Annotated in this window: 15 protein-coding genes, 1 pseudogene and 1 riboswitch; of the genes and pseudogenes, 9 read left to right on the top strand and 7 right to left on the bottom strand. The window is 71.3% G+C overall.

Annotation, left to right across the window (positions count from 1 at the left end):
- Positions 1-84 precede the first annotated feature (84 nt).
- Positions 85-1461: an alpha/beta hydrolase gene (locus M8445_RS01355; RefSeq protein WP_273989142.1), complete on the top strand. Its 1377-nt coding sequence runs from the start codon at positions 85-87 to the stop codon at positions 1459-1461.
- Between the two features lie 106 nt (positions 1462-1567).
- On the opposite strand, the gene M8445_RS01350 is transcribed toward M8445_RS01355, so the two are convergent.
- From M8445_RS01350 to M8445_RS01335, 4 genes are all read right to left on the bottom strand, one after another.
- Positions 1568-2242: a thiamine diphosphokinase gene (locus M8445_RS01350; protein ID WP_273989141.1), complete on the bottom strand. Its 675-nt coding sequence runs from the start codon at positions 2240-2242 to the stop codon at positions 1568-1570.
- Positions 2239-3216, bottom strand: coding sequence for an ABC transporter ATP-binding protein (locus tag M8445_RS01345; RefSeq protein WP_420704098.1), 978 nt, complete (start codon positions 3214-3216; stop codon positions 2239-2241). The genes M8445_RS01350 and M8445_RS01345 overlap by 4 nt, the downstream gene beginning before the upstream one ends.
- A 105-nt stretch (positions 3217-3321) precedes the next feature.
- Positions 3322-4869 carry an ABC transporter permease gene (locus tag M8445_RS01340; protein ID WP_273989137.1) on the bottom strand — a complete coding sequence of 516 codons (1548 nt, stop codon included), beginning with the start codon at positions 4867-4869 and terminating at the stop codon, positions 3322-3324.
- A gap of 468 nt (positions 4870-5337) precedes the next feature.
- A complete protein-coding gene (locus tag M8445_RS01335) occupies positions 5338-6372 on the bottom strand; it encodes a thiamine ABC transporter substrate-binding protein (RefSeq protein WP_273989136.1) in 1035 nt (344 codons plus the stop codon).
- Between the two features lie 56 nt (positions 6373-6428).
- Positions 6429-6528: riboswitch (TPP riboswitch) on the bottom strand.
- Between the two features lie 86 nt (positions 6529-6614).
- On the opposite strand from M8445_RS01335, the gene M8445_RS01330 reads away from it, so the two are divergent.
- The 4 genes from M8445_RS01330 to M8445_RS01315 all read left to right on the top strand — a co-directional run bounded on the left by M8445_RS01330 (position 6615) and on the right by M8445_RS01315 (position 9763).
- Positions 6615-7061 (top strand): NUDIX domain-containing protein, encoded by a 447-nt coding sequence (locus M8445_RS01330; protein ID WP_273989135.1) that lies wholly within the window; start codon positions 6615-6617, stop codon positions 7059-7061.
- Positions 7058-7531 (top strand): NUDIX domain-containing protein, encoded by a 474-nt coding sequence (locus M8445_RS01325; protein ID WP_273989134.1) that lies wholly within the window; start codon positions 7058-7060, stop codon positions 7529-7531. The genes M8445_RS01330 and M8445_RS01325 overlap by 4 nt, the downstream gene beginning before the upstream one ends.
- 85 nt (positions 7532-7616) lie before the next feature.
- A complete protein-coding gene (locus M8445_RS01320) occupies positions 7617-8117 on the top strand; it encodes a MarR family winged helix-turn-helix transcriptional regulator (RefSeq protein ID WP_273989133.1) in 501 nt (166 codons plus the stop codon).
- Positions 8114-9763: an MDR family MFS transporter gene (locus tag M8445_RS01315; RefSeq protein WP_273989131.1), complete on the top strand. Its 1650-nt coding sequence runs from the start codon at positions 8114-8116 to the stop codon at positions 9761-9763. The genes M8445_RS01320 and M8445_RS01315 overlap by 4 nt, the downstream gene beginning before the upstream one ends.
- 61 nt (positions 9764-9824) lie before the next feature.
- Here the strand turns inward: M8445_RS01315 and M8445_RS01310 are convergent, their stop codons facing one another.
- Positions 9825-12050: a DNA internalization-related competence protein ComEC/Rec2 gene (locus M8445_RS01310; RefSeq protein WP_273990959.1), complete on the bottom strand. Its 2226-nt coding sequence runs from the start codon at positions 12048-12050 to the stop codon at positions 9825-9827.
- 220 nt (positions 12051-12270) lie between these two features.
- Positions 12271-12666 (bottom strand): ComEA family DNA-binding protein, encoded by a 396-nt coding sequence (locus M8445_RS01305; RefSeq protein WP_273989130.1) that lies wholly within the window; start codon positions 12664-12666, stop codon positions 12271-12273.
- A gap of 201 nt (positions 12667-12867) precedes the next feature.
- On the opposite strand from M8445_RS01305, the gene rpmH reads away from it, so the two are divergent.
- The 4 genes and pseudogenes from rpmH (at position 12868) to yidC (ending at position 15578) form a co-directional block, all read left to right on the top strand.
- Complete coding sequence (rpmH, locus tag M8445_RS01300; protein ID WP_273989128.1) at positions 12868-13011, top strand: 50S ribosomal protein L34; 144 nt, start codon at positions 12868-12870, stop codon at positions 13009-13011.
- A gap of 91 nt (positions 13012-13102) precedes the next feature.
- A pseudogene (gene rnpA, locus M8445_RS01295) lies at positions 13103-13474 on the top strand (ribonuclease P protein component); the annotation flags it as partial.
- Positions 13475-13665: 191 nt separating this feature from the next.
- Positions 13666-13947, top strand: a complete 282-nt coding sequence (yidD, locus tag M8445_RS01290) for a membrane protein insertion efficiency factor YidD (protein ID WP_273989127.1) — start codon at positions 13666-13668, stop codon at positions 13945-13947.
- The gene (yidC, locus tag M8445_RS01285; protein ID WP_273989126.1) at positions 13944-15578 is read left to right on the top strand and encodes a membrane protein insertase YidC; all 1635 of its coding nucleotides are present in this window, start codon (positions 13944-13946) and stop codon (positions 15576-15578) included. The genes yidD and yidC overlap by 4 nt, the downstream gene beginning before the upstream one ends.
- 66 nt (positions 15579-15644) lie before the next feature.
- Here yidC and M8445_RS01280 read toward each other — a convergent pair whose 3' ends face one another.
- Entirely contained in the window at positions 15645-16901 is a 1257-nt protein-coding gene (locus M8445_RS01280; protein WP_273989124.1) for a C39 family peptidase, read from the bottom strand.
- Positions 16902-17081 lie beyond the last annotated feature (180 nt).

The raw sequence follows: 17081 nt of genomic DNA, 5'->3' as shown, positions 1-17081 counted from the left end.
AGATGCCCTGGCCCCGGCAGGCGCTATCATCACGGCCGCACTCACACAACTCAGCTCACCTCGACCCGCCCCCGGAGGTTTCTCATGATGCGTTCCCTGACCGCCAGTCTGCTCGCTGCCCTCGCCCTCGCCGCGTGCTCCCGCACGCCCGTCCCCGCCGCCGAAACCCGCGCGCAGGATACCCGCACCTTCACGGCCATCACGCCCACCCTGACCGCCACGGCCGGCGCGGACCTGTACCAGGGCACCATGGACGGCATTCGCGGCAAGGCCGCCTACGCCATCGAGGTGCCCGCCAACTGGAACAAGCAGCTGATCATGTACACCCACGGGTACGCCGGAGACGGCCCGGAACTGCGCGTGCAGACCCCAAGCCTGCGCGCCTACTGGCTGAGCCTCGGGTACGCCTGGGCTGCCAGCTCGTACTCCTCTAACTACTACGACGTGCAGGCCGGCGTGGAAGACACCAACGCCCTGGCCAACAGCTTCAGCACCCTGACCGGCGGCAAGTACGCCCAGCCCAGCAAGAACATCATCATGGGCTTCAGCATGGGCGGCCACGTCGCCGCCGCCGCCGTCGAGAAGGAAACCGCGCAGACCGCGAAAAACAGAACCACCTACGCCGCCGCGATGCCCGCCTGCGGCGTCATGGACGAGGAATACGAATTCCAGTGGCTGGGCGACTACACCCTGGTCGCCGCGCACCTCGCGGGCCTGGGATCCAAGACCTTCCCGCAGGGCACCGACACGTACAAGGCCCTGCTGCCCGACATCCTGAACGCCAGCTTCAGCTCGTACAGCGGCGCACTCTGGCAGGAGAACGCCACCCAGGGCGCCAAACTCCGCGAGGTCGCCCGCAACCTCACGGGCGGCGACCGCCCCGTGTTCAACCTCGGCTTCCGCGTGGCGGCCCTCCAGGGCGCCGTGTTCAGCACCGGCGGCTCGGACGGCACCGTGACCGGCATCCTGCCCCGCAACATCTACGGCAACGCGAACACCACCTACCGCTGGACGAACGGCGCGACCCCCACCGCCGCCGAGGTCGCCTTCAACGCCAGCATCCTGCGCGTCACGCCCGCCCAGAACCCCAACCCGGCCGTCAATGGCCGCGTCCGCTACCTGCCCCGCGTGAACGGCGAGGTCAGCGTGCCCGTCCTGACCCTGCACACCACCGGGGACTTCTACGTGCCCTTCAAGCACCAGCAGCTGTACCGCGCCGCCATGACCGCCGCCGGGAACGGCGACCGCCTCGTGCAGCGCGCCGTCCGCGCCCCCGGCCACTGCGACTTCACGGCCGCCGAACTCGTCGAGGGCTTCAACGACCTCGTGAAATGGGAAGCTGGCGGCGCGAAACCCGCCGGGGACGACGTGACCACCCCCGCCGTCATCGCCGACCCTAACTACGGCTGCAAATTCACCCGTGGCACCCGCGCCGGCGTGGACGCCTGCCCCGCCAACTGAGGGGCGTAGGTTGTAGGAAGTAGAAACAGAGCAGCGGCGGGGGCATTCCAGCGTGGAGTGCCCCCGCCGCTGTGGGTTCAGGGTCTGTGGATTCAGTATCTGGGGGTCAGTCCGGCAGGGTGGGCAGGACCGTCACGAGCGCGCGGCCCTCCCGCAGTGAGGCGGTCACCGGCCCCCCCTGCACCTCGTTGCTGACGGTCCAGCCGCTCCCCAGCGGAATATCGGCGTTCACGAGCGGCCAGCGCACCCCGCCCAGGCTCAGGCCCCGCAGGTCCGAGACGGCCAGCACGCTCAGGGTCGCGCCCGGCGGCACCTCCAGCGACAGGGGAGAGGCGGGCGTCAGCGGCCAGCCCCACTCGTCCCCGCTGGTCAGGGTCACGCGCAGCCCGTCGCGCTCGGCCAGCCGGAGTGCGCCCAGCGCCAGCGTCAGCGCGTGATCGAAGCGGCCCCCGAACGCGCCCAGCAGCACCAGTTCAGTCGCGCCGCGCTCCCGCGCCACCCGGATCGCCAGTTCCGCGTCCGTCTCATCCTTCGCCGCCGGGTGCACCTCACGCGGCGCGTCCACGAACACCCCCGCCGACGAATCGAAATCACCCACCCACACGTCCACCCGCACGCCCTGCCCCGACTCACCCGCTCCCCGGTGGCCCACTCCCCACATGCCCAGCAGCGCCGCGTGCCGCGCCCCGCCATCCGCCGCGACTACCACGTCCGGGCGGGGCAGCGCCGCCAGCAGCGGCGAATCCACCAGCCGCCCCCCCACCAGCACCCACCCGATCACGCGCGGTCCTCCGGCAGGCGCCGCACACCCGACTCCTCCACGCTCAGGCGCAGGCAGTCACCGTCCAGCGCGGCCGCCTCCCGCGCACTCAGTGTCAGCGACAGCGGCCCCCAGGCGTGCGCGACCGTCACCTGCACGCCCCCGTCCACCGAATGGCGCGCCGTCACCGGCCACGCCTCACCCACACCGGGCCGCAGCGTCCCCTCCGGCACGAACCGCACCCAGCCCAGCCCGTCCGGCAACAGGTTCGACTCGCCCAGAAACGCCGCCACCCACGCCGACGCAGGCCGCGCGAACACCTCTTCGGTCGTTCCCACCTGCACCAGCGCCCCCGCCCGCATGACCGCCACCCGCCCCGCCAGGGACCGCGCCTCCCGCTGATCATGCGTGACCAGCAGCACCCCCGCCCCCACCCGTGCGAACAGCGCGCGCAGCCCCTCCCGCAACTCCGCGCGCAGCCGCTCATCCAGGTTCGACATCGGCTCATCCAGCAGCAACAGCGGCGAACCCGTCGCCAGCGCCCGCGCCAGCGCTACCCGCTGCGCCTGCCCCCCCGACAACTGCGCCGGACGACGCGCCTCCAACCCCGGCAGATCCACCAGCGCCAGCGCCTCCCGCGCCCGCGCCTCCGCCACCCCACGCCCCGCGCCCCGCACGCGCGGCCCGTACGCCACGTTCCCCAGCACACTCAGATGCGGAAACAACGCGTAATCCTGAAACACCAACCCCACGTGCCGCGCCTCCGGCGGCAGGGCCGTCACGTCCCGGCCCGCCACCGTAACCGTCCCACTGTCGGGCCGTTCCAGGCCCGCCACCACCCGCAGCACCGTGCTCTTGCCGCAGCCGCTCGGGCCCAGCAGCGCCACCGTCTCACCCGCCGCCACGTCCAGCGACACGCCCCGCACCGCCGCCACCCCACCAAACGATTTCTGGATGTCGCGGAGGGATAGGGCAGGGGGCAGCGGCTCACTCACGGGGCCCAGCATGGCACGGGATTCCTCGCCGCCCCGCACGACACCCCTCACCCCTCGCTCCGCGAGGCCCTCTCCCCACGGGAGAGGGAACACACCGGCCGTCCTTCACGTGACCTCGCCCTCGCCGCCGTCCAGCAGCGTGAAGGCCAGGGTGGACAGCAGCAGCAGCGCGGTTGCCAGCGCGCACGCTTCGCCCAGGTTGCGTTCGCCGGGGCGGCCCAGCCGCTCGTACAGGCCAGTGCTCAGGGTCGCCCACTCGGGCCGGGAGAGGACCAGGGTCGCGCCGAACTCGCCCAGCACGGTCGCCAGGGCCAGCGCCCCGCCGCCCCGCAGGGCCGGAAATGCCAGCGGGAACGTCACGGAACGGAATGCCGCGCCGCGAGAGGCTCCCAGGGACCGCGCCGCCTCGTGCAGGCGGGGCGGAATGGCCCGCAGCGCCGGGAGGACCGAGCGGACCACCAGCGGCAGCGCCAGCAGCGTGTACGCCGCGATCAGCATGGGCAGCGTGGCCGCCAGCGCCGGGAACGCCAGCAGGTACCCGACCGCCAGACTGACCGGCGAGACCATCAGCGGCAGCAGCGAGATCAGGTCCAGCACCCGCGACCGCGCCCGCCACGCGCCCAGCGCGTACAGGCCGCCCAGCACGCCCGCGCCCAGCAGCGCCAGCAGCCCGAAGCGTACGGTGTTCCACGCCAGCAGCGGCGTGTCCGGGTCGGCCAGGATCGCCTGCCAGTAGGCAAGGGTCGGGCCGCCGGACCCCAGCAGGCCCCGCACCACGACCGCCAGCAGCGGCGCGAAGCACACCAGCACCACCAGCGCCCCCAGGCCCAGCAGCGCCGCCCGCGCCCCACCCCGCGCTCCCGGCAGGCCGCCCGCCGCCACGCCCACCCCGCCCGCTGATAAGCGCACGTACGCGGCCGTCGCCACCAGCGTCAACAGCAGCTGCCCCACGATCAGCGCACTCGCCTCCGACAGGCGCAGTTGCAGAGCCGTCAGCGTGTAGATCTCCACCTCCAGCGTCCCGTACCGCTCGCCGCCCAGCGCCAGCGGAAGGCCGAAACTCAGCGCCGAGTACAGGAACACCAGCACCGCCCCCGCCAGCACGCCCGGCAACGCCAGCGGCAACGCCACGCCCAGCGCCGCCCGCCACGCCGAGGCGCCCAGCGACCGCGCCGCCCCCACCGCGTTCACCGGCACCCGCGCGAACCCCGCGTACCCCAGCCGCACCATCACCGGCAGGTTAAAAAACAGGTTCCCCAGCAGCAGCAGCGCCGGCGTGTCACTCAGATCCACGCCCGTCAGCTTCGTGATCCACCCCTGCGGGCCCAGCAGCGCACTCAAACCCAGCACCGCCACCAGCGTCGGCGTCACGAACGGCAACAGCAACAGCCGCAGGAACAACGCCTTCCCCCGCACCTCGAACCGCGACAGCAGAAACGCCAGCGGCACCCCTACCAGCAGCGCCGCCAGCGTCGTCACGCCCGCCTGCGCCAGCGTCCACCACAACCGACCCTGAAAGTACGGGTCCGCCCACACCGACAGGTTCACGCCGCCCTCCGATAACGTCCTGGCCAGAGGCAGCACCAGGAATACGGCCACGAAGATCAGGCCCGGCAGGGCGAGGAGCCAACCTGTCAGCCTGGGCGGGGTCATGGGTGGGCGCCTGTGGCAGGCTGCCCCACCCCCCAGCCCCCATCCCCAGGGGGGACGGGGGAGCCTGCGTTGGCACTGGGCAGGGATTTCTCTGATTCGGCCGGTAGCAATTGGCGGGGATGGTTCCTGCTCGGACGCCATCCTTCAGTCACGCTGCGTTCGCCCCGCGCGCTTCGCGCCCATGAGCGAGTGCGCCTAGGCCAGCGAATCAAGATGAGCGAGGGGCCGCCCCCGAGCGATGAGGGCCAGTGGCGACGGGCCCGGTGGCTGCTTCGGTTGGTTGGCAGGGTGTCTGGGTGCATGTGGGCAGGTTCTACTTTTTCAGCTCAGGTAGCCGCGTGTGTGTAGGCTCCCCTTGAGGGGAGCTGTCAGCGCAGCTGACTGAGGGGTCCTGCGAAGCAGATAGGTTTCTGTTCCGCTGCGAAGCAGCTTCCCTTCCCACTGCCTGCTTCCCGCGTCCCACTTCCCTCACCGTGCCCTGAGGACCTGCGTGACCCAGGCGTCCACGAGGCGTTGGGGGTTGGCGGCGATGTCGGCTTTGATGGGGGTGGGGGTGGGTTCCTGCGCGAATGTGTAGACGGGGTTCAGGGGCGTGCCTTTCACGGCGGGGTAGATCCACATGCGGGTGGGGATGTCGGTCTGGACGGGTGCGCTCAGCATGAAGTCCACGAATTTGCGGGCCAGGGCAGTCTGCTTGCTCCCTTTCAGGATGCCCACGCCCTCAAGTTGGGTGTAGGTGCTGCCGGGCAGGAAGAGGTTGGCGGTCGGGGCCTGCGCGGGGAGTTTGGCGGGGTTGAAGCCGTCGGCGTAGAACACTTCGGCGGCGGGGCTGCTGGCGTAACTGAGGACGATGGGGTACCGGCCGCCGTTGCGGGTGAAGTCCTTGTAGTAAGCGTCGCTCCAGCCGCGCGTGACTTTCATGCCTCCGGCGCGGGCGGCGCGCCACCAGTTCCAGGCGCCCGCCTCGCCGTAGTGGTTGACGGTGGCGAGCAGGAACGCGAGGCCAGGGCTGCTGGTGGCGGGGCTCTGCACGACGGTCAGCCGTGCGTAGGTGGGGGTTTTCAGGTCGTCGAGGCTTCTGGGCAGGGCGACCTTGTTCTTCTCGAACCACGCGCGGTCGTAGTTCAGGGCGACGAAGCCGTAGTCGACGGTGTTCAGCAGGCCGTCCTCGCCCAGGCGGTACGCGGCGGGCACGCGGGAGAGCGCGGGGCTCCTGTAGGGCTGGAGGAGGTCGGCCTGCCGGGCGCGGGGCAGCAGGCTGTTGTCCAGGCCGTACACCACGTCGGCAATGGGGGCGCGGCGGGTGAGGATCAGGCGGTTCAGGAGTTCCCCGGCGTCGCCGCCCTTGATGAAGCGCACCTTTGCCTTGTTCTGCGTCTCGAACGCGGCGATCAGCTTCTTGTCCACGTCGAAGGAGTCGTGCGTGATGACGGTCAGCGTGGCCTGGGCGCTGGCGGCGCTGGCAAGGGCAAGTGCGGCAAGTATGGTCAGTCTGGTTTGCATAAGAAAGTCCCCTCGCGTCACGAGGGGAAGCGGTGGGCAGTCGCCACACGTGGGGTGTGGGCTGCCGGTCACGCTCCCTCCGCCGGTATGACCCGGATCAGGTTCCTGGGGTAAGTCTCAGCCCGCCGCTCTTGGCAGGCACCCCCGGTGACGCATCCGGCAGGATAGCGCAGGCCGCCGCGCGGGGGGTGTCCTGCGTCACCTGTTGCGGTTGCAGGGCGCGGCGCGTGCCACGCTGGGCCATGCGGAATCTGCTGGTGTGGGTGGTCGTGCAGGATGAGCGGGGCCGGGTGCTGCTGGGCCGCCGGGACGGCTCGGCGTACGGGCACGGGCTGTGGGGCCTGCCGGGCGGTCAGGTGGAGCCCGGCGAGGGTCTGCCAGAAGCGGCGGCGCGCGAGGTGCGCGAGGAGGTGGGCCTGAGTCTGGACCCGCCCGGCCTGCGGGTGCTGGGCGTGCGGCGTTACGAGGTGGACGGCGCGCAGGGCACCGACTTCCTGTTCCGCGCGCCGGACTGGGCGGGTGTGCCGCAGGCGCTGCACAAGACCTCGGAGGTGGCGTGGTTCGCGCCGGGCGACCTGCCGGACGACGCGCTGCCCTGGCTGGCGCCGCTGCTGGACGCGCACCTGAACCGGGGTGTGTTCGTGACCGAGCAGCTGTCCGACGTGCGCGCGGCGCGGGAGCTGACGTGACCTTTCATCTGGTGGCGTGGGCGGTGCTGCTGGACGATCAGGGGCGGGTGCTGCTGGGGCGGCGCAGCGGCGCGTCGTACGCGGACGGTCTGTGGGGGCTGCCGGGCGGGCATGTGGAGACGGGGGAGACCCTGGCGGGCGCGGCGGCGCGCGAGGTGGCCGAGGAGGTGGGCGTGACGCTGGACCCGGTGGCACTGGCCTGCCTGGGCGTGGCCCGGTACGACCTGGACGGCACGCAGGGGCTGGACGTGTTCTTCGAGGCGCGTGCCTGGGTGGGAACGCCGCGCCCACTGGACAAGACCTCGGAGGTGGGGTGGTTCGCGCCCGGCGCCCTACCAGAAGACGCGCTGCCGTGGCTGGGCGCGGCGCTGGACCTGCACCTGCGGGGCGGCGTGCGGTTGGCCGAGCAGGTGGATGGCATGGCGCAGGTGCGGGCGTTGCCGATGGCGGTGGTGGGCCGGCCCGACTAAGGGTGTCCTGCGGGCGACCGGGTGCGCGGCTCTGTGACGGACACCGCAGTCAGGTGTCCTTCCATCTGGAATACTTCCACTTGAAATGAATACGGCGACTTCCCTCCAACCCCCACCCGCCGCCAGCGCCACGGACGACGACCTGTACCTGCTCGTCCGCACTACGCTGCGCTTCTCGCGGCGCTTCAAGCAGGCGCTCGACGAACCGCTGGAACGCGCGCTGGGCCTCAACACCAAGGAACTGCTGGTCCTGGCCAGCATCATGGACGGCCACGACACGCCCGGCGCGGTCGCTGCCCGCCAGAACCTGCCCGCCCCCACCGTGACCCGCATCGTCACCAAACTGGTCGGTGCGGGCCTCGTGCAGCGCGTCACGGACCCCGCCGACCTGCGCCTGCAACGCCTGCAACTCACCCCGCAGGGCCAGGCCACCCGCGCCCGCACCCGCGCCACCGGGCAGGACATCGTGCAGGCCCACTTCGGGCACCTGCCCCCGGAAAAAGTTCAGGCCGCCCTGGCCGCCCTGAACGCCCTGGACGACGCGCTGAACGCCGCCCCACCCGCCCCCACCGGAGAGACCGCATGACCACACCACTCACCCCTGCCGCCCCGGCCCCCACGCACAGCGGCCTGAACGAACGCGAGAAGATCCTGGCGTTCGTGGGCATCCTGACCGTGCTGTTCCTGTCGAGCCTCAACCTGACCGTGGTCGGCAGCGCCATGCCGCGCGTCATCAGCGACCTGGGCGGCTTCCACCTGTACGCCTGGGCGTTCACGGCGTACTCGCTGGCCACCACCATCACCATTCCCATCGTGGGCACCATCAGCGACCGCTACGGCCGCCGCCCTCTGATCCTGCTCGGCATCGCCGTGTTCACCCTGGGCAGCGTGGGCCTGGGCTTCGTGCAGAACATGGAAGGCCTGATCATCCTGCGCGCCGTGCAGGGCATCGGCGGCGGCACCCTGATGGCCATGAGCTTCACCGCCATTGCCGACCTGTTCACGCCCATCGAACGCGGCCGCTACCAGGGCTACACCGGGGCCGTCTGGGGCGTCAGCTCGGTGGTCGGGCCGCTCGTCGGGGGCTTCCTGACCGACCACCTGGGCTGGCGCAGCGTGTTCTTCGTGAACCTGCCCTTCGCGCTGCTCGCCGCGTACTTCATCTGGCGCTTCTTCCGCCTGCCTGCCCCCAGCGCGCACAGCCCCGCCGCGCACGCCCGCTTCGACACCCCCGGCGCGTTTCTGCTGGGCGCGTCCGTCACCACCCTCACGCTGGCCCTCTCGTGGGGCGGCGGCACGTACCCCTGGACCAGCCTCACCATCATCGGCCTCCTGCTCGGCACCCTCATGCTGTTCACCGGGTACGCGCTGCACAGTGCCCGCCAGGAACGCCCCATCCTGAACCTGCGCCTCCTGAAAGACCGCGGCATTGCTGTCGCGTCCTTCGCGGGCTTCCTGACCAGCGCCGGCATGTACGCCGCGATCCTGTACCTCCCGCTGTACATGCAGGGCGTGCGCGGCAGCAGCGCCAGCGGCAGCGGCCTGGCCCTGGCCCCTCTGATGTTCGGCATGATCCTCACCAGCACCCTGTCCGGCCAGGTCGTCAGCCGCACCGGCCGTTACAAGAACCTGATCCTGATGGGCGGCCTGATCGCCACCGCCGCGCTGCTGCTGGCCACCACCCTCGGCACCGACACCCCGCTGCTGCTGGCCGTCGGCATCATGGTCCTGCTGGGCCTGGGCCTGGGCCCCGTGAACAGCCAGTTGACCCTGGCCGTGCAGAATGCCGCGCCGCGCGAGCAACTCGGCAGCGCCACCGGCGGCAACCAGTTCTTCCGCCAGATCGGCGGCACGCTGGCCGTCAGCCTGTTCGGCGCACTTGTGAACACCCACCTGAACAGCCACCTCGCCGCCAGCCTCCCTGCCCAGGCCCGCGACCTGCCCACCCCCGTGCAGGACGCCATTGCCAACCCCAACCTGCTGACCAGCCCGCAGGCCACCGCGCAACTCGGCGCGGGCCTCAGCAAGCTCGGAGACGGCAACCTGCTCCAGCCCATCCTGGACGCCCTGCGCGGCGTGATGGCCGGTGCCATCGACCAGGTGTTCCTGGTGTCTGCCGTCCTGGTGGGCCTCGCGTTCCTCGCCACCCTGATCCTCCCGGAACGCCCCCTGACCGGCCGCGCCGGACTGGCCCCCAGAGCCGAGGACCTGAAAGCCAGCGCCACCGACTGAAGCGGGGTTGTGGGACGTGGGGTGTGGGATGTAGGGAGGAGGTTCCCACAGCCCACATCACTTATGGCAGCGGCCAGGTGATCGTGCCGTTCTGATCGGTGCGCCACGTCCGGGTGTTCGATGCGGCCAGCCTGCCCAGCACGTCCGGGTGGGGGTGGCCGTAGGTGTTGCGGCCCACGCTGATCACGGCGTCGGTGGGGCGCGCCTGCGCCAGTAGGGCCTCGCCGGTACTGTAACGGCTGCCGTGGTGCGCGGCTTTCAGCAGGTTCAGCGGGCCGGTGTTCAGCGCGGCCTCGGCGGGGGCGGGCAGGTCGCCCAGGAACGCGGCGTGCCAGCCACCCACGTCCAGTCGAACGGCGACGCTGTTGTCGTTGTCCTCGGTACTCCACACGTTGCCGGGGGGCCACAGGACCGTCAGGGCCGCGCGGCCCGCCTGCACGCGGTCGCCGCGCCGCACCTCGCGCACCGGGACGCCGCGCACCTGCGCCTCGTTCAACACGGCCGTCAGGACCGGATCGTCCGTCTTTCGTTGCCCGATCCACAGTTCCCCGACCGGTAGGGCCCGCAGCACGCCGCTGACTCCCTCGATGTGGTCCGTGTCGGCGTGCGTGGCGATCACCACGTCCAGTTTCCGCACGCCCAGCGCCCGCAGGGCCGGGACGACCGTGCGCCCGCCCACGTCGTAGTCACTGCCGACCGAGCCGCCCGCGTCGATCAGAACGGTCAGGCCCGGCAGCCGCAGCAGCGTGCAGTCGCCCTGGCCCACGTCCAGGAACACGATGTCCTGCGCGGGCCGCACCCAGCCGGGCAGCGCCGTGAGCAGCGTGCCGGCCAGCACCGCCCCCAGCACTGCCCGGCCCGGCACGCGCCCCATCAGCCACAGCCAGCCCGCCCCGGCTGCCGTGACGAAGGCCAGCGTCCCGCCCGGCCCGATCACGCCCCAGGTCAGGACCGGTGCCTGCCCGAAGGTCTGCGCGACCAGCAGCAGCGCCGACGCCAGCGGCCCGTTGATCAGGTTCAGCGGCGCGGCCACTGGTCCCAGCAGTCCCGCCAGGAACCCCAGCGGCACCAGCGCCGCCATGATCACGCCCGCCACGAGGTTGGCGGGCAGGCCCACCAGCGGCACCTGCCCGAACGTCCCCGCGATGACCGGCAGGGTGCCCAGTTCCGCCAGCACGGTCGCCGCGACCGCCAGCCGCAGGGTGTGTGGCCAGCGCGCGGGCAGCCGCCCGGCCAGCCGCGCCGAGCCGGTCAGGGCCAGCACCGCCAGGAACGACAGCCCGAAACCCAGGTCCAGCAGCCACAGTGGGAACAGCAGCAGGCACAGCAGCGCCGCCAGCGCGATCAGGCCCAGCGGGTCGGGCCGCCCGCGCCCCACTGCCAGCGCGACCAGCACCACGCCGCCCATGATCACCGCCCGCGTGATACTCGGCGAGGGCTGCACCAGCATCAGCAGGTAAGGCAGCAGCAGCGCGGCCGGGACCCCGAACCGCCAGGCGGGCGAGGCCCCGGCGCGGATCATTAGCCACACCAGCACGCCCGTGATCAGCGCGACGTTCTGCCCGGACAGCGCCATCAGGTGCGCCAGTCCGGCGCGGGTGAAGGCGTCCCGCACCGAGTACCCTGCGGCGAACTCTTCACGGGTGATGTCGCTGCGGTCCCCGAGTTCGATGGCCTGCATCAGCGCCGCGCGCCGTTCGTCCAGCCCGGCACTCAGGCCCCGCCGGAACCAGCCGCGCAGCCCACGCTCCGGCTCGTGCGCCCGGACCTGCGCCGCGACCAGCACCGCGCCGGGGGCCGGTACGAACAGCCCGCCCTGCGAGCGCAGCCACCCTGCCTGATCGAAGCCGCCGGGCGTGCGCCGTCCTTCCGGCGGGACCAGCCGGCCCGCCACCACCAGCGCCCCCGGTCCCTGCGTGGGTTTCGGCGCGACCACCACCCGCGCGCGCGGCTCGGCCAGCGTCAGGAACTGTCCGTCCCACTCGCCCCGCAGCGTCACCTGCGCGCCCAGCCACGGCGTCATGGGGTCCGGGCGGGCCAGGACCGTGCGGGCCGACAGGAACCCCGCCCCCACACCCGCCACGGCCAGCCCCAGCAGCAGCGCCCGCCGGGGTTCACGCCACGTCAGTGCCCCCAGCAGCGCGCCCAGCCCCGCCAGGGACAGCGCGCCGTTCCCGCCGAAGCCCAGCGTGACTCCCAGCGCCAGCAGGATGCCGGCGATCACCCCCAGCGCCCCCGGAACCGACCACGCCGTGCGCGCCGCCACTCCAACCGGCGCGGCCCCCATCACCGCGACTGGCATGGCAGCGGTCACGGCACCCGGCGCCGTGCGGGGCGGCGTTGATCCCACCCCCGGCGCGTGCCGTCCGCTCATACGGACTCCGATTGAATGGGCTGCAAAGACCATTCAATCCGAGCGGATGCGAGTGGGAGAGAAACGGGTTCCGGACGTGGAGCTGGCAATCCGGTGAAGTTCCGGATTGTCAGCGAAACAAACGGAATCCGTTTCAGAACGACACCAGCGGCGACAGGGTCTTCAGGGTCGACGGCCCCACGCCCTTCACGCGGTCCAGGTCGGCCAGCGAGCGGTACGGACGGCCCGCGATCAGCTTCGCCGCCAGCGACGGACCCACCTTCGGCAGGGCCTCCAGTTGCTCTGGCGTGGCGGTGTTCAGGTTCACGCGGCCCGAGATCAGCGGCTGCACGCTGGCTGTCGCCGGGTAGACCGGCGGCTCCTGCCCGCTCCCGGACGGGGCCGCCGTGGGCGAGGGAGGTGGGAGCGGCACGCGCGTCACCACCGGCACCTGCGGGCGCGGCAGCAGCGCCGGCCCCAGGCTCAGCGCGGCGCACAGCAGCGTGCCCGCCGCCAGCAGGGCCGTCCAGCCCCGGTCAGTGCTGATCATGCGGTCAGCTTAAGCGGCGGGTCGCCGGCTGTCATGCGAAGTTGACCTGCCCGCACCGACCGGCGACCGGCGCGGGCCTCTTGGATGGTGTCCGCCTTCCGTGATACACTCCCGGAGTTTGCCCTCCGTAGGGGGGCGCTATCGCGTCAGGCTGGCCCGGCCCCCAGGGTGCAGGGCCACGGCGCGAGCAAGGAGAGCACCATGAAGCGTACCTACCAACCCAACGTCCGCAAGCGCGCCAAGACCCACGGCTTCCGCGCCCGCATGAAGACCAAGTCCGGCCGTAACATCCTCGCGCGTCGCCGTGCGAAGGGCCGTCAGCAGCTCACCGTCGCCGACGAGTAAGCCCCTGCCTTCAGGAGCGACTCCTATCGCCCGTGCAGTTCAGTCCAGCGCCACGCAGGAACGGCCCCGCCGTCCGGTGGCGCTGGATTCGTTGCGTGGTGACCGGGAATTCCGTAAGGTCCGCAGTCACGGCGTGCCCGTGCGCGACCCGCTGTTCACGCTGCGCGTCACCGAGTACCGCCCCCGGCACGGCGAGACGTGGCGGCCCCGCGCGATCGTGGGCATCGTGGTCAGCAAGAAGACCCTCAAGCGCGCCGTGGACCGCAACCGCGCCCGCCGCCGCATGCGCGAGGCGCTGCGCACGCTGCCCGGCGGCCTGCCCCCCTGCCGCGCGATTCTGCTGCCCAACCCGGCGGTGCTGACCGTGCCGTTCCCGGAGTTGCAGGCCGCCCTGGTCCGCGCGCTCTCCCGCGCGCCGGGACGCGTGAAACGCGGCGGGCCGGGCGGCGGCCAGAACAAGGCCGGCCAGAACAATGGCACCCAGAACAGTGCGGGTCAGGACAGGGCCGGCCAGAGCAGCCAGGGGCCGGGCACCCCGGCGCAGGACCGGACCGGCGGGAACGTCCGTCCGGCGCGGGACGTATCTGCTTCCGTGCCTTCCTCCGTCTCTGTCCCCACCGTGGCCGACGTGACACCCACCCCGGACGGTGGGGCGTGACGGGTCCGGATCCGCGTCCCGCCGGGGGGCTCGCGGCCCGCGGTCTGCTGCGCGCCGTCCGGTACTATCAATCGGCGCTGTCCCCGCGCAAGCCCGTGCCCACCTGCCGCTTTACCCCCACCTGCTCGGAGTACGCGGCGCAGGCCATCGAACGGCACGGCGCGGCGCGTGGCGCGTGGCTGGCCTCCTGGCGCGTGTTGCGCTGCAATCCCCTGGTGCCGGGCGGGTTCGACCCGGTGCCCGAGCACTTCCCCAAAAGGCGACCCCACACCCCATGAAGACAAGACACCTGCTTCCCCTCGTGGCCATCGGCGGCGCGCTGCTCCTGAGCAGCTGCAGTCAGACCGGCCCCCTCCCCACCTTCGGTAAGGCCATCACGTCCGAATGGATCACCGCCGACTTCGACGGTCGGCCCGGCGACGAGTTCATCGCGACCAGCAACCTGCAGGACGTGGTGTTCAACGCGCGCGGCGAGATCATCGGCTGGTACATCAAGAGCTACGCCGGCACGCCGTACATCAAGCAGCGCGCCGACGGCACCCGTGACTTCAGCGCCCTGAAAGATCAGAAGGGCATCGTGAACATGGTCGGGGAGCGCAAGGCGCTGGCCGTTCAGGCCGCAGGCACGCTCGACCCGGCCGCCGACGCCCAGGTGACCGCCCCCACCGGCCTGACCACCGACGTGACCGCCAACCGCCAGGATGCCGTGTTCCGCTACGAGCAGGGCGGCGTGACCGTCACCAAGACCGTCACCCTGCACCCCCGCAACTTCAAGATCGACCTGAAGACCGAGGTCACGGGCGGCCCCGAGCGCGTGAACATCCTGTTCCCCGGCCTCGGCAAGGCCGACAACCCCCGCGTGCAGGGCCTCTCGCAGGGCGCGCCGCAACCGGCCGCCGTGCAGGGCAACGGCTCGCTGAACGTCAAGAACATCCGCTACGCCGCGCTGCAGGAAAACCCCAGTCAGGTCGCGCACGCCCTGATCATCCAGCCGCAGACGACCGCCAGCGCCAACGCGGCCGCGCCCGGCAATGAACCCGCCGCGCCCGTGAACGCCACCCTGACCGGCGGCGCGCAGGGCCTGATCAGCGCGTCCGTCCCTGCCAGCAGCAACCTGGAAATCTACGGCGGCAAGAACGAACTGATCCACCTGTACCAGAGCGGCTACACCACGCTGCCCGGCCTGTTCCAGCCGAACTTCTTCGGTCAGATCAGCCTGTACATCGTGAAACTGATGGAAGCCCTGTACAAGGTCATCGGGAACTGGGGACTGGTGCTGATGGTCCTGACCGTGCTGCTGCGCGCCGTCATGTGGCCCCTGATGCAGGCGCAGGGCCGCACCACCGCCCGCATGCAGGTCATGCAGCCCAAGATCAAGGAACTGCAGGACAAGTACAAGGACCGCAAGGACGCCGACTCGCAGAAGGCCATGCAGGCCGAGATGGCCCAGCTGTACCGCGATTACAACTTCAACCCGGCCGGGTGCTTCTCCACGTTCATTCCGTTCCCGGTGCTGATCGCGCTGTGGTCCACCATCCGGAACTTCGAGTTCGACAGCGGCTTCCTGTGGCTGCCGGACCTCGCCATTCCCGACCCGCTGTACCTGCTGGCCGTCGTGTACCTGATCGTGAACATCGGGCAGCTGTACGTCATGACCCGCAAGAACCCGGACATGTTCCGTCAGCAGGCGTTCATCTACCTGATCTTCCTGTACTTCGCGCTGACCTTCCCGGCAGGCGTGACCATCTACATCATCCTGTCCACCCTGATCGGCATCGGGCAGCAGATCCTGATCAACAAGCAGGTCGAGAAGGAAACCGCCACCATCGGCCAGAAGGTCGAGAAGGCCCCCACCCGACCTGCCGGCAAGAGCAAGCCCAGCAAGACCATCGACGCGCCCAAGAAGTAAGCGCGCGCCAGACGAGGCAGGCCCCGACGTTCAATCGTCGGGGCCTGCCTCGTCTGGCGCGGAGGGTTACAGCGCTGAGAGTCGCGTGCGGGCTTCCTCGAAGCCGGGGCGCAGCCGCAGCGCCTCGCGGTACGCGGCCTGCGCTTCGGCAGTGCGGCCCAGGCCAGTCAGGGCGCGGGCACGCCAGTAGTGCGCTTCCTCATGTGTGGGCACCGAGCGTAAGACCGCGCCGGTCAGCGTCAGCACCCGCGCGTACTGTCCGGTGCGGGTGTACGCTTCCAGCGGCCCGAACGAGTACCACAGGGCGCGCCACGGCAGGCCGCCCTGCACCCACGCGGGCCGGGTGGGGTCCAGGGTGCGGTCGGGGGCAGCGGCGAACGCCCGGTCGAAGGTGCGGGCGGCGGCGCGGGCGTCCCCGGCGTCCAGTTGCGCCTGCCCCAGCGTCAGGAATCCCACTGCGTCGTTCCTGCGCGCCGCCTCGCGCTCGGCAACCCGCAGCACCCCGGCCTGCTCCTGCGTGCGGTCGGCCCGCCAGTCCAGCACGGCCGCCAGGGCAGCGCGTTTGGAGGGCGGCGTGACGATCAGGAACGTCCGCCCGAACGACCGCCACAGTTCGTCGAACTTCGCGTACTCCATGCGCAGCGGCCCCAGGTACGAGTCCAGCGCGCTGAACTGCCCGGCGGCGTCGTCGTACCCGGTCAGCAGGCGGTAGTGGCCCATGCCGCCCGAGTCCGGCGTGACGAACCACGTTTCCACGATCACCGGGAAGCCCGAGGCCAGCAGCGAGCGCAGCAGCGTCCGGTCCCCGCCACGCGCGAGGTGCACGTCCATCCCCTGCGCCCGCGCGAACGCCGCGAGTTCGTCCGGCGAGACGTTCACGTCCCCCCCCGACGGCTTGAGCTTCGGGGCTATGTCGTACTGATTCAGGCTGCCGCCCCAGCGGCTCAGGGCCATGCCGATCGTGACCGGCCCGCAGTTGTTCAGCCGCTGGTACTCGTGCCGCACGCCGGGAACGCTGGCCCGCGCGGGCAGCACCCTGGTAGGCGCAGTCGGAGGAGGCGCAGGCGTGACCTCCGGTGTGGGCGGCACCGGCACTGGGGTGGGCGCCACCGGTTCAGGTTCGGGAGATGGCTCGGGGGCAGGCTCCGACTCGACTGGCCCTGGCGTGCTGGGCGCAGGCTCGGCGGCAGGCGGCAGCGCGGGCACCGCCACCTGCTGGACGGCGGCCGTCTGGGCGTTCGCGCCCGACTGGAGGCGAGTGACACCGAACGCAGCGGCCCCCACCAGCAGGGCAGCCGTCAGCAGCAGGGCAGGGGAGCGCATTCCCTCCATCGTCCCTGCCCTTCATGATCTGCCCCTGAGGCAAGAAGGTCGCTCAGGTCACGCTGTTGGTGCGATTGCTCCGCGACAGTTGAGAGAACCACGCTGCTGCTGAAGCGAGAAAAAGTAGGACCTTCCGGCACGCACCCAGTTGTCTGGCCGCACAGTCGTCGTGGCAACGCG

The sequence above is a fragment of the Deinococcus aquaticus genome (genome assembly GCF_028622095.1).
Lineage (GTDB): Bacteria > Deinococcota > Deinococci > Deinococcales > Deinococcaceae > Deinococcus > Deinococcus aquaticus.
The sequence above is the reverse complement of the archived record's forward strand: the minus strand, read 5'-3'. Positions and strand labels throughout refer to the sequence as shown.

What these genes read in the sequence shown, in the direction of transcription:
- M8445_RS01355 (WP_273989142.1), top strand. Translation starts at nt 85, where the DNA reads ATGATGCGTTCCCTGACCGCCAGTCTGCTCGCTGCCCTCGCCCTCGCC.
- M8445_RS01340 (WP_273989137.1), bottom strand. Translation starts at nt 4,869, where the DNA reads ATGACCCCGCCCAGGCTGACAGGTTGGCTCCTCGCCCTGCCGGGCCTG.
- M8445_RS01335 (WP_273989136.1), bottom strand. Translation starts at nt 6,372, where the DNA reads ATGCAAACCAGACTGACCATACTTGCCGCACTTGCCCTTGCCAGCGCC.
- M8445_RS01330 (WP_273989135.1), top strand. Translation starts at nt 6,615, where the DNA reads ATGCGGAATCTGCTGGTGTGGGTGGTCGTGCAGGATGAGCGGGGCCGG.
- M8445_RS01320 (WP_273989133.1), top strand. Translation starts at nt 7,617, where the DNA reads ATGAATACGGCGACTTCCCTCCAACCCCCACCCGCCGCCAGCGCCACG.
- M8445_RS01315 (WP_273989131.1), top strand. Translation starts at nt 8,114, where the DNA reads ATGACCACACCACTCACCCCTGCCGCCCCGGCCCCCACGCACAGCGGC.
- M8445_RS01310 (WP_273990959.1), bottom strand. Translation starts at nt 12,050, where the DNA reads ATGGGGGCCGCGCCGGTTGGAGTGGCGGCGCGCACGGCGTGGTCGGTT.
- M8445_RS01305 (WP_273989130.1), bottom strand. Translation starts at nt 12,666, where the DNA reads ATGATCAGCACTGACCGGGGCTGGACGGCCCTGCTGGCGGCGGGCACG.
- rpmH (WP_273989128.1), top strand. Translation starts at nt 12,868, where the DNA reads ATGAAGCGTACCTACCAACCCAACGTCCGCAAGCGCGCCAAGACCCAC.
- yidC (WP_273989126.1), top strand. Translation starts at nt 13,944, where the DNA reads ATGAAGACAAGACACCTGCTTCCCCTCGTGGCCATCGGCGGCGCGCTG.
- M8445_RS01280 (WP_273989124.1), bottom strand. Translation starts at nt 16,901, where the DNA reads ATGCGCTCCCCTGCCCTGCTGCTGACGGCTGCCCTGCTGGTGGGGGCC.